Origin of the sequence: Nocardioides sp. (assembly GCF_035576065.1) — a bacterium.
Lineage (GTDB): Bacteria > Actinomycetota > Actinomycetes > Propionibacteriales > Nocardioidaceae > Nocardioides.
This window is the reverse complement of sequence record NZ_DATLWX010000045.1, coordinates 183,644-195,405: the sequence shown is the minus strand read 5'-3', so window position 1 is coordinate 195,405 and position 11,762 is coordinate 183,644. Positions and strand designations below refer to the sequence as shown.

The following is an 11,762-nucleotide window of genomic DNA, read 5'->3' as shown; positions in this document are numbered from 1 at the left end:
CGATCTCAGCGCAGCGCGCGCTGGCGGTGTGCCGCCCGGGCGGCCGGACTGGACGGCGGTGGAGTCGTCTCCGTGGGAGGCGGGGTCGTCGGCTCCGGGACCGGGACCGTCTCGGTCGGCGGCGGGGGCGGGACCGGGGTGGGGACCGGAGTCGGCGTCGGGGTCGGCGTCGGTGTCTCCGTCGGCGTCTCCGTCGGGCTGGGTGTCTCGGTGATGATGGTGGCCGACTTGGTGGGCTTCCGTGTGGGTTGCGGCTGCGGCTGCGGGGTGAACGTGGTCTCCGGCGGGACGTACGCCTCGTGCCCCTCGTCCGGCGCGTCGCCCTCGACGTACGCCGGCTCGGGGAACTCCTCGACCTCGAGGCCCTCCATGATCGTCTCCATGATCGCGGTCCAGGTCTCGGCGGGGTAGGCGCCGCCGAAGTAGGACGGCAACCAGTCCTTGAGCTGCTCGTTGCCCTTGCCCCGGACATACATGACGGCAGTGGCCATCTGCGGGGTGTAGCCAGCGAACCAGGCCGACGACACCTCGCCGTCACCGTTGGTCGCGGTGCCGGTCTTCCCGGCGGCCGGGCGGCCGAGGTCGAGAGCCGCCGTGCCCGAACCGGACTGCACCACCTGCTGCAGCGCATAGGAGACGTCGGCGGCGATGTCCTCGTCGACGGTCCTGGTGCTGTCGTTCTTCCACGTGTAGCGCTCTTCGCCGGTGGCGTCGACGACCTTCTCGATCACGTGCACCGTCGAGCGCTCTCCCCCGCCGGCGATCGTGGCGTAGGCGTTGGCCATGTTGATCGGGCTCACGGTCGCGTTGCCGAGCGCGACGCCGGTGATCGGCTCCAGGCCGGGCGAGGAGTTCGGGATGCCCTTGATCTTCTTGGTGGGCTTCCCGGGCGGGATGCCGAGGTCGCCGGCCGCCGCGATGATCTTCTCCGGCCCGTCCTCCATGGCCACCGTCATGTCGATGAACGCGGTGTTCACGGAGTTCTCGGCCGCCGTGATCATCGAGATCGCCGAGCCGTAGTCGGTGTCGCCCTGGTTCTCGACCTCGGTGTCGTCCTCCAGCACGTAGGGCGAGTTGCCCTCGAAGGTGTCCTTCAGCTCGAACCCGTCGGTGATGGCGGCCACCAGCGCTGCGACCTTCATCGTCGAACCGCCCTGACCACCGGACGAGGCCCAGTTGAGCTGGGAGTCGAGGTAGTCCTGCCCGCCGTAGAAACCGCGCAGGGCACCGGTGCCGACCTCGACGGTCGCGGCGCCGACGTGGAGCTTCTTGTCGGAGAAGCCCTCGGGTCGCTGCTCGAGCACCCCTTGCTCGGCAGCCGCCATGGCCTCGGGAGTGAAGGTCGTGGTCACCCGGAGGCCACCGCCGTCGATCTCCTCGTCGTCGAACCCGAGGCGCAGGAGCTCGTCCTTGACGAGCTCGAGCATGTGGCCGCGCTGGCCGCCGTACTGGCTCTGCGCTGCGATCTTGGGGAACTTCGGCAGTCGCTTGGCTGCCGTGTCGGCCTCCTCCGCCGAGATCGTCCCCATCTCGGCCATGCCGTCGAGGACATAGCCGAAACGCTCCCTGAGCGCCTGGCGGGACTCCTTGCCGTCGGCGGGGTCGTAGCGCGAGGGGTTGTTCAACGTGGTGGCCAGGACCGCGCTCTCGCGCAGGCTGAGATCCTTGGCCTCCTTGTCGAAGAAGGCCTTCGCGGCCGCCTGCACGCCGTAGGCCCCGCGGCCGAAGTAGATGGTGTTGAGGTAGCCCTCGAGGATCTGGGTCTTGCTCAGCTGGTTCTGGATCTTGAGCGAGACGATCGCCTCCTTCGCCTTGCGCTGGTAGCTGCGCTCGCTGGAGAGGTAGAGGATCTTGACGTACTGCTGGGTGATGGTCGATGCGCCCTGCTGGGCGTTGCCGCGCGCGTTGGAGAAGGCGGCGCGGAGGATCCCCTTGGGGTCGATCCCCTGGTCGGTCCAGAACGTGCGGTTCTCGGCGGCGACCACGGCGTCCTGCATCGACTGCGGCATCTCCTTGAGCGGGATCGACTCGCGGTTCTGGTCGTCGTAGAAGGTGCCGAGCTCGTCCTTGCCGTCGCTGTAGTAGACGAAGGTCGTCTGCGCCTTGAACGCGTCGTTCTCGTCCGGGATGGCGATGGCCTGGTAGAGGACGAAGAAGATGCCGACGCCGACCAGCAGGCCGACCAGTCCGAAGATGAGGAGTGCCTTCAGCACACCGCGGACGCGCTGACCGGCGGTCTTCTTCGGCTTGTTGGGTTGACGAGTGACGGGACGACCGTCGGCTCTGCGCTTGGTCACGCGCGCAAGGGTACGTCGAAGCCCATCGTTCGCTCGACTCGTGCGGTCCACCAGGGCTCCGAGGATCGCTCCAACTAGCGTCCCGTGGATATATCGCTACGATAGGTCGCATGGCACGTCGCGCAGAGACCATCGAGCTGGCAGTCCTCGGACTGCTGCACGAGGGACCGATGCACGGCTACGAGCTGCGCAAGCGGCTCAACCTCATGCTGGGGTGGGGACGAGTGCTGTCCTACGGCTCCCTCTACCCGGCCTTGAAGAAGATGCTCCGCGCCGACCTCATCGAGGAGGCCGTCGCCACCACGACGCCGGTCACCCGACGCCCGCGGATCGTCTACGAGGTCACGGCGGCCGGGCACAGCGAGTTCGAACGCCTGATGTCGGAAGTCGGTCCCACCGCGTGGGAGGACGACAACTTCGACATCCGGTTCGCCTTCTTCGGGCGCACCGACATGGAGATCCGACTCCGGGTCCTGGAGGGACGGCGAACCCGTCTCCAGGAACGTCTCGCACGCGTCCAGTCCGACCTCGAGCGCACGCAGGCCGAGGTCAACAGATATGCCACCGAGCTTCAGCGGCACGGGGTGGAGTCGGTCGAGCGTGAGGTGCGCTGGCTCTCTGAGCTGATCTCAGCCGAGCGAGGCGAGACCTCGCCCGAGCACCGGGCCAGCACCAGCACGGATCAGTAAGCAGCCAGACAGCCAGCAGCCAGAGCCAGTCAGACCAGGCCAGCAGACAAGGCCAAAAAGGACAAGGAGAGCCCCATGGGGTCCGTACGAGTAGCAATTGTGGGGGTGGGCAACTGCGCCACCTCCCTCATCCAGGGTGTGGAGTACTACAAGGACGCGGACCCGACCGCCGACGTGCCGGGTCTCATGCACGTCAAGTTCGGGGACTACCACGTCAACGACGTCGTGTTCGTCGCTGCCTTCGACGTCGACGACAAGAAGGTCGGCAAGGACCTCTCGGAGGCCATCAACGCCTCGGAGAACAACACGATCAAGATCTGCGACGTGCCCACTGTGGGCGTCGAGGTCCAGCGTGGCCCGACGATGGACGGTCTCGGCAAGTACTACCGCATGACCATCGACGAGTCCCCGGCCGAGCCCGTCGACGTCGTGGCTGCCCTCAAGGAGGCGCAGGTGGACGTCGTCGTCTCCTACCTCCCCGTCGGCTCCGAGGACGCGGACAAGTTCTACGCCCAGTGCGCCATCGACGCCGGGTGCGGCTTCGTCAACGCCCTGCCCGTCTTCATCGCCTCCGATCCCGAGTGGGCCAAGAAGTTCGAGGACGCCGGCGTCCCGATCGTGGGTGACGACATCAAGTCCCAGGTGGGTGCGACCATCACGCACCGCGTGATGGCGAAGCTGTTCGAGGACCGCGGCGTGACGCTCGACCGCACCTACCAGCTCAACGTCGGCGGCAACATGGACTTCAAGAACATGCTCGAGCGCGAGCGCCTGGAGTCCAAGAAGGTCTCGAAGACCCAGGCCGTGACGTCCAACCTCAAGGGCGAGCTGGCCGACAAGATCAGCGACCGCAACGTCCACATCGGGCCGTCCGACTACGTCGCCTGGCTCGATGACCGCAAGTGGGCCTACGTCCGCCTCGAGGGCCGCGCATTCGGCGACGTCCCGCTCAACCTTGAATACAAGCTCGAGGTCTGGGACTCCCCCAACTCGGCCGGCATCATCATCGACGCCGTGCGCGCCGCCAAGATCGCCATGGACCGTGGCGTGGGTGGCCCGATCATCCCCGCGTCGACGTACCTGATGAAGAGCCCGCCCGTGCAGATGCCCGACGACATCGGCCGCGCCGAGCTCGAGAAGTTCATCCGCGGCGAGTAGTCGACGCCTCACGATCGAGGGTCCGATCAGGACCAGATCATCACGACGGCCCGGTGGGAGTGATCCCGCCGGGCCGTCTCCTTTTGGGTGACGGGCTTCCCGCCCGAGCGCACGAGCGCCTACGGTGGAGGACCGACCCTCGGACGACGACGATCGGAGTCGTGATGACCGTGCTGCACCTCCTGTCCGCCTCCCGGCGGCCGATGGGGGTCCGTCATGTCCGCTCCTGACGAACACGTCGCCGAGGTTGCCGACGTCGACCTGCGGGCGGTGAAGGGTCTCGAACCCCTGTCAACGCGCCAGCCACTCTCGCGTGAGCGCATCGTGGACGCCGCTGTCGAGTTCATCGACGCCCACGGACTCCCGGGGCTCACCATGCGCCGGCTGGGCAACGAGCTCGGTGTCGAGGCCATGGCGCTCTACCGCTACGTGCCCGGCAAGGAGGAGCTGCTCGACGCGGTCGTCGAGACCCTCGTCGAGAGGATGGAGCGCGACGACGACGTCCTTGACTCCCCGCGAGACGGTTGGCAGGACTTCCTCGTCCGACTGGCCCATGGCGTACGCCGCGTGGCGCTCGAGCACCCGAAGGCATTCCCGCTCGTGGCCTCTCGACCGCCCGAGGCGCCCTGGCTGCGCCCGCCACTGCGCAGCCTGGACTGGGTCGAGACCTTCTTGGCCGGCCTGATCGAGGAGGGGTTCACCGACCTGGCTGCGGTGGCCGCCTACCGTGCCTACACGAGCTTCCTCCTGGGGCACCTCCTGCTGGAGGTGTCGACCCACGGCGCGGACCTCGGCCCCCTCGACGTGCTGGACGACGGCTCCGCCGACGACGACGCCGTGCGGGCGCACCCCACCGTGCGGCGGCTGCGCGCCGAGCTGTCCCAGGACCATGCAGCCGCCGAGTTCGAGGACGCCCTCGAGGAGCTGATGGACCGGATGACGCTGCTCCGCACGGAGCACCTGGAGTCCTGATCGCCGGTGGCGCGGGCCGCCGAGCCGGGGGAAGTTCATCCCACCCCCAAGGAGGCGTCGCCCTTGCCTCAACTCGACGGCGCGTGGTTGTTTACAACGTAAGCAATCCGCGTCGGGCGCAGTTCCGACGGTGGTGACAGCGGTCCCCCGCACTGCGCCAGGACGCCCCCCACGGTCCTGCCAGGTCACCGAACACCTGACTGGAAGAAGGCAAGAAGCGATGGAAACTCAGATGGAATCAGCACTCAGAAACGGCTTGACGACGATCGCCGAGTTCGTGCCCAAGCTCATTCTCTTCCTGGTGATCCTGATCATCGGGTTGATCGTGGCCAAGCTCGTCGCCAAGGCCATCAATGCTCTGCTCGAGAAGGTCGGTTTCGACCGCGCCGTCGAGCGCGGTGGTGTCAAGAAGGCCATGGCGAACTCGAAGATGGACGCCAGCAGCGTGGTCGGCAAGCTCATCTACTACACGTTGGCACTCTTCGTGCTCCAGATGGCCTTCAGCGTCTTCGGCCCCAACCCCATCAGTGACCTGATCACGCAGGTCATCACGTTCCTGCCCAGCCTGATCGTGGCGATCATCATCCTGGTCGTGGCCGCGGCCATCGCGGCAGCGGTCAAGACCTTGATCCAGGGCACGCTCGGTGGCCTGTCGTACGGCAAGGCGCTGGCCAACGCCGCGTCGATCTTCATCCTGTTCCTCGGCGTCGTCGCCGCGCTCAACCAGGTCGGTGTGGCCACCACGGTCACGACTCCGGTTCTGATCGCCATCCTCTCCGCCGTCGTCGGTGTCATCGTCGTCGGTGTGGGCGGTGGGCTGATCAAGCCCATGCAGCACCGCTGGGAGGGCTACCTCACCAAGGCGGAGCAGGAGGCTCCCCGCATCAAGGAGCAGGCGGCCAACGCGCCCAGCGTGAAGGAGCAGGCCCTGCAGGCCAAGGAAAAGGTCCAGCAGAGCGGTTCCGGCACCCAGACTGCCGGCGCGACCAGCTACCAGGCCGCCCCGCTCGACAGCACCACCAACGCCGACAGCACCCGCCAGTTCTGAGCACGACCGCCTGACGGCAGTTCCGAACACAAACCAACCAAGGGAGAACACCATGATCTCGACCGACCAGACACAGCAGCTGCTCACCGGTGGCGGCAACGTCGTCGACAACGACGGCAGCAAGATCGGCAGCATCGGCCAGGTCTACCTGGACGACCAGACCGGCCAGCCCGAGTGGGTCACCGTCAAGACCGGCATGTTCGGCGGCGGCGAGTCCTTCGTACCCCTGCGCGAGGCAGAGGTCACGGGCGACGACCTTCGCGTGCCCTACAGCAAGGACAAGGTCAAGGACGCCCCGCGGATCGAGGACGCCGACAGCCACCTCAGCGAGACCGAGGAAGCCGAGCTCTACCGCTACTACGGCGTCGGTGGTGCTGACTACGACACGTCGAACGACACCAGCGCCGTCGCCTCGCACGGCGACACCGGCCACGACACCTCCGGCCCCGACACGGACTCAGCAATGACCCGCTCGGAGGAGCAGCTCGAGGTCGGCACCGAGAAGCGTGAGGCCGGGCGTGCCCGTCTGCGCAAGTACGTCGTCACCGAAAACGTCACCACCACCGTCCCGGTGAGCCACGAAGAGGTCCGCCTCGAGCGTGAGCCGATCACCGACGACAACATCGACCAGGCGACGTCGGGTGGCGACATCACCTCCGAGGAGCACGACGTGGTCCTCACCGAGGAGCGGGTCGTGGTGAACAAGGAGACCGTCCCCGTCGAGCGCGTGCGCGTCGACAAGGAGACCGTCACCGAGCACCAGGAGGTCAGCGAGGAGGTCCGCAAGGAGCAGATCGAGCTCGACGAGAACGCGGGCACCACCGGCGACCAGGACTCGGACGACCGCCGTGTCTGATCAGGACCGCACGACGCGCGACTCCGGATCGCACGCGATGGACCCGGATGCGCACCACGATGAACACCGACAGGGGCCGGCGGCGCACGCCGCCGCCCCCGACCGCCAGGCTGTGGTCGACCGCGAGCGGGAGGAGCACGGTGGCATCAAGATCGGCTCCTGCTTCTTCGGCTGGCTGACCGCCACTGGCATGGCCGTCGTGCTGACTGCCCTGGCGGCGGCGGCCGGGACGGCTGTCGGACTGGCCACCGACACCAACGTCGGCGAGGCCACCGACACCGCAAGCGCGCAGGCCGACACCGTTGGCATCGTCAGCGGCATCATCCTGCTCGTGATCGTCTTCGTGGCCTACTACTGCGGGGGCTACGTCGCCGGGCGCATGGCGCGCTTCGACGGGATCAAGCAGGGTCTCGGCGTGTGGCTGTGGGCGATCGTCATCGCCGTCATCGTCGCGATCGTCGGCGTGGTTGCGGGAGCCGAGTTCAACGTGCTCAAGGAGCTCAACAGCTTCCCGCGACTGCCGTTGGACGAGGGCACGATGACCACCGCAGGAATCATCGCCGCCGTGGCCGTGCTGGCCGCGAGCCTGGTCGGCGCCCTCCTGGGCGGACTGGCCGGGATGCGGTTCCACCGCGCGGTGGACAGGACCGGTCTGGGTCACTGATCCATCGGCCCTGATCGGGCAGCACGCACAGTGGCGGATCGGCTTCGGCCGATCCGTCACTGATGCGCCGGGACGTCTCTGGGGCCCGCCCGCCGTACCCACGCGTAACTTCACGCCCCCTCGGGTCGTTTCCACCGCATCGACGCACCACCGATGCGTCTCGAGCCCCTCGAGGACCTCCATGTCTCGCCTTCGCCGTCGCCTGCCCGCACTGGCAGCCGTCTCTGCACTCCTCGCCGCGACGCTGACCGCCACCGCGCTCAGCTCCACCGGCACCGCCGCGTCTGCCACCCCGTCCCCGTCTGCCTCGGCGCGAGCCGCGGCTGCCGACGGCCCGGTCGTCTCCACCGCCCCGGTCGGCGGGCTCGAGGTGGAGAACTCCTTCGTCTCCGCCGTCGGCTGGGTCAAGCCCGGCGACTCCTACCCCTCGCGCATCATCGTGCGCAACGACACCGCCGCGCCGGTCATCGGCGTGTCAGTGGTCGTCTCGGCACCCGTGGGGTCCAGCATCACTCAGGGCTCGGCCCCGGCCGGCACCTCCGGCATCCGGGCGGCTGACGGCTCGTCGTACACGTGGACGATCCCGTCCGCCGCCGCCGACTCGACCACGACCTTGGTCCTCGAGAGCGTGGCAGCCACGACCGCCGAGCTCGACACGATCGTGTGGCGTGACCTCTCCACGTCGGCCGCGGTGACAGTCGGCCCGGACGCAGCCACGGTCACCAGCCACGGCCCCAAGGTGATCCCGCCGGGCGATGAGTTCGACACCGCGAGGTACGGCGACCGGCCGTTCCCCGTCGTCCCGGTGGCCTACACCGACCGCGACCACAACAAGCACGACAACTCTCTCGACACCGTCATCAACGACCCGAACTACGAGGGCTCCACCTTCAATCTCTTCCAGGAGATGAGCCTGGGCCAGCTCTATCCCGACGGCACGGTTCCCTCCGCGGAGGTGGTGGGCGCCAACAACAAGCGCGGCTTCGCCTACGCAGACGCGAACCCGCAGACCGGCGGACCGGGTGCCTTCCCGTTCACCAAGACCCAGCCGCAGACGTGCACCGGCGCCACCTTCGCCGACAGCCCGCTCGAGGAGGAGGGCACTGCCCTCTACCCCGACCGCATCCGCGACGGCGTCTACCAGCTGCCCGGCACCACGCAGTACTACGGTGCCGACTCGAACGGCTCGGCACTCGCTGGCGCCGTCGGTGGTGTCGGCGCGCTCCAGGCCATCGACTCGGGCTGCGGGCCGACCGGCAAGATGGTCCACGACGCTGCAGCCATCGCCGACCCCGAGATCGACTACTCCGACTACGACACCGACAAGGACGGCGTGGTCGACTTCTTCATGGCCGTCTTCGCCGGCTGCGGCGGCAACGGTGCCTCCCAGCTCGGCCCGGTCGGCTGCGACCTGCCCAACCCGACGACGGACACGCCCGATGCGCCGTACGACAACGTCTGGCCGCACTCGTCGAGCCTGGAGTTCTACTACTCCGACCCCGTCACGCAGCTGCCCGGTTTCACCACCGACGACCAGCTGAAGGACCTCGAGGGTCGTCCGCTCTGGTACACGAACGACACCTACACGACGATGACCACGACGCCGGGCACCGACGCCCTCAAGGTGTTCGTCCGGGTCGGGCCCTACAACGTCAACCCGGAGACGGCGATCGACGCGGCCAGCGTCATCTCGCACGAGTACGGCCACTCGCTCGGCCTGCCCGACTTCTACTCCACGGGTAGCCGCGAGACGTATGGCGACTGGAGCCTGATGGCCACCGACAAGTCGCACCACATCGACGCCTACGGTCGCCAGGAGCTCGGCTGGGTGGTGCCGGAGGTGCTCGACTCCTCCCGCACCGAGGCCGCGATCCCGGACTCGAAGCAGGACATCGACACCATCACGTGGCAGAAGCCGGACGGCACGCCGTACACCCTCACCGAGGGCCTCGGCGGGGTCGGACGCGTGCAGAACTCCCAGATGTACGTCGCCAAGCTCCCCGGCCGGATCCTGCTGGACCCGGCGAAGTTCGACACCGGCGACACGGCGACTCCCGTCCACACCTGGTGGTCGCGCTCGGGCAACGACTTCGGGTGTGCGAAGGACCCGGGCAAGGGCCACAACATCGACATCGCCGTCCCGGAGGTGGCCTCGCTCCCGGCCGGTTCGACGCTGACGGTCGACTTCAAGTCGATGTGGGACATCGAGTGGGACTACGACTACGGCTTCGTCCTGACGTCCGAGGACGGCGGCGAGACGTTCAACTCCAACCCCTCGACGAAGGGCTACACCACGTCCAACACCGACCCGGCCGCCGGCAACCCCAACCAGAACGCCTGCCAGGGGCACTACGACAACGGCATCACCGGGACGTCGGGCTCCTACAAGGCCGGCTCCCAGGCGGTCGACCGCAAGGCGGGCAACACCCCGGAGATGGTCTACGCCGCTGACAGCTACGACATCTCCGAGCTCGCCGGGTCCGACAGCCCCGTGCTGCGGTTCAGCTACTCGACCGACCCGGGCCTCGCCAGGCCGGGCTGGTTCATCGACGACGTGACGATCACTGCGACGCTGCCCGGCGGCGAGACCCGTGAGATCTATGCCACCGACTTCGAGACCAGCGGTTCCCCCGAGGACCCGCGCATCTTCAACGGTGGCTGCCGAGCCGACGGTCCTGGGGGTGACTGCAGCCAGGGATGGCAGTACGTCGCCGCCGGCGCCGAGGGCCCTTCGGACCACGCGTACTACCTCGAGATGCGCGACCGGTCCGGCTTCGACCTGGACGGCAACGGACAGGCCGACCGCGGAGGCCCGGAGTTCGCGTCAGGCTTCTACACCGCCTACACCGACGAGGCTCACGGGTACGGCAATGCCGGCACCGACGACCCGCCCGCACAGTCGCCGCTGGACAGTCAGCCCCAGCCGGGCAACAACACGCCCGACCTCAACGACGCGGCCTGGACCGCGGCCGCAGGGGACACGCGCTTCTCCGACGGCGGTGACGGCTGGACCGACAACTACGAGGACCCCAACAGCCCGTCGGGCAACTGGGAGTTCGACTACGACTGCCTCACCTTCGACGTGCTGCAGATGACCGGCAACGGCAACGGCACGGAGGCCGGCGAGGGACCCCAGGCCGCCGACGGTGACCTGACCGGCGACGTGAGCTTCACCCTCGGCCCGGGTTGTGGCGACTTTGACTACGGGTACGGCGAGGAGCCGGTGCCTGCCGCCAACACCGCTCCGACCGCGGCCGCCTCCGCCACGCCGACCACCGGCACGGTGGGCACGCGGGTGCAGTACGACGCTTCGGGCAGCACGGACACCGAGACGCCGGGCCAGCTGACCTACTCGTGGGACTTCGACAACGGTGGGTCGACCAAGGACGCCGAGGGTGCCGTCGTCTCGCACACCTTCGGCCAGGCCGGCACGTACGACGCAAAGGTCACCGTCTCGGACCCCGGTGGGCTGACCGACACCGCGACCGTGCAGGTCGTCGTCACCGACCCACCTGGAGGGCCCGGTCCGACGACTCCGGGTCCGACAACCCCCGGTCCGACGACCCCGGGTCCCACGACCCCGGGTCCCACGACCCCGGGTCCGGGCGGCTCGTCCACCCCCGGCGAGCCCGAGATCACCGTGGCCTCGAAGGCGCCGTCGTCGATCGACAAGACGCACAAGTGCCAGGGTCGCAAGGTGTTCCGGTCGGGCAACTGGCGGATCGTCGATGGTCAGGCCCCCGGTGGCAGCTACTGCGACAACGGCCACCCCGGTCGGGGCCGCGACGCGATGCGTCTGACCTTCCGCGGTGACGTCCTGGACATCGTGTTCGGACGCGCCGTGCGCGGTGTCAAGGCGGTGGTCTTCGTGGACAACGAGCGCATCGGCACCGTCTCCTTCGCCGGACGCAAGGCAGCCCCGCGGCTCGACAAGCACGCCGTGGTCAGCGGCCTGGGCGAGGGCCGGCACCGGCTCAAGCTGGTGGTGAAGCACGGCGGCCGTGCCTTCATCGAGGGCTTCGGCATCACCGGCTGATCAGCACCGCTGAACCAGCACCCGCTGAGCCAGCACCGCCAA

At 68.2% G+C, this 11,762-nt stretch carries 8 protein-coding genes; 7 read left to right on the top strand and 1 reads right to left on the bottom strand.

Going from position 1 to position 11,762, the window contains the following annotated elements:
- Positions 1–5: 5 nt before the first annotated feature.
- The gene (locus tag VNJ48_RS21260) at positions 6–2,297 is read right to left on the bottom strand and encodes a transglycosylase domain-containing protein (protein ID WP_325605795.1); all 2,292 of its coding nucleotides are present in this window, start codon (positions 2,295–2,297) and stop codon (positions 6–8) included.
- Between the two features lie 110 nt (positions 2,298–2,407).
- Between VNJ48_RS21260 and VNJ48_RS21255 the strand changes: the two genes are divergently transcribed.
- The 7 genes from VNJ48_RS21255 (at position 2,408) to VNJ48_RS21225 (ending at position 11,720) form a co-directional block, all read left to right on the top strand.
- Positions 2,408–2,986 (top strand): PadR family transcriptional regulator, encoded by a 579-nt coding sequence (locus VNJ48_RS21255; RefSeq protein WP_325605794.1) that lies wholly within the window; start codon positions 2,408–2,410, stop codon positions 2,984–2,986.
- A gap of 75 nt (positions 2,987–3,061) precedes the next feature.
- A complete protein-coding gene (locus VNJ48_RS21250; protein ID WP_325605793.1) occupies positions 3,062–4,144 on the top strand; it encodes an inositol-3-phosphate synthase in 1,083 nt (360 codons plus the stop codon).
- A 216-nt stretch (positions 4,145–4,360) separates the two neighbouring features.
- Positions 4,361–5,116 carry a TetR family transcriptional regulator gene (locus VNJ48_RS21245; RefSeq protein WP_325605792.1) on the top strand — a complete coding sequence of 252 codons (756 nt, stop codon included), beginning with the start codon at positions 4,361–4,363 and terminating at the stop codon, positions 5,114–5,116.
- A gap of 232 nt (positions 5,117–5,348) precedes the next feature.
- Entirely contained in the window at positions 5,349–6,164 is an 816-nt protein-coding gene (locus VNJ48_RS21240; RefSeq protein ID WP_325605791.1) for a mechanosensitive ion channel family protein, read from the top strand.
- A gap of 52 nt (positions 6,165–6,216) precedes the next feature.
- Positions 6,217–7,020 (top strand): PRC and DUF2382 domain-containing protein, encoded by an 804-nt coding sequence (locus VNJ48_RS21235; protein WP_325605790.1) that lies wholly within the window; start codon positions 6,217–6,219, stop codon positions 7,018–7,020.
- On the top strand, positions 7,013–7,684 hold the full coding sequence (locus VNJ48_RS21230) for a hypothetical protein (protein ID WP_325605789.1): 672 nt from the start codon (positions 7,013–7,015) through the stop codon (positions 7,682–7,684). The genes VNJ48_RS21235 and VNJ48_RS21230 overlap by 8 nt, the downstream gene beginning before the upstream one ends.
- A gap of 181 nt (positions 7,685–7,865) precedes the next feature.
- Complete coding sequence (locus tag VNJ48_RS21225) at positions 7,866–11,720, top strand: PKD domain-containing protein (RefSeq protein ID WP_325605788.1); 3,855 nt, start codon at positions 7,866–7,868, stop codon at positions 11,718–11,720.
- Positions 11,721–11,762 lie beyond the last annotated feature (42 nt).

Coding starts and splice junctions, on each gene's coding strand:
- VNJ48_RS21255 (WP_325605794.1), top strand. CDS start 2,408: ATGGCACGTCGCGCAGAGACCATCGAGCTGGCAGTCCTCGGACTGCTG.
- VNJ48_RS21250 (WP_325605793.1), top strand. CDS start 3,062: ATGGGGTCCGTACGAGTAGCAATTGTGGGGGTGGGCAACTGCGCCACC.
- VNJ48_RS21245 (WP_325605792.1), top strand. CDS start 4,361: ATGTCCGCTCCTGACGAACACGTCGCCGAGGTTGCCGACGTCGACCTG.
- VNJ48_RS21240 (WP_325605791.1), top strand. CDS start 5,349: ATGGAATCAGCACTCAGAAACGGCTTGACGACGATCGCCGAGTTCGTG.
- VNJ48_RS21235 (WP_325605790.1), top strand. CDS start 6,217: ATGATCTCGACCGACCAGACACAGCAGCTGCTCACCGGTGGCGGCAAC.
- VNJ48_RS21225 (WP_325605788.1), top strand. CDS start 7,866: ATGTCTCGCCTTCGCCGTCGCCTGCCCGCACTGGCAGCCGTCTCTGCA.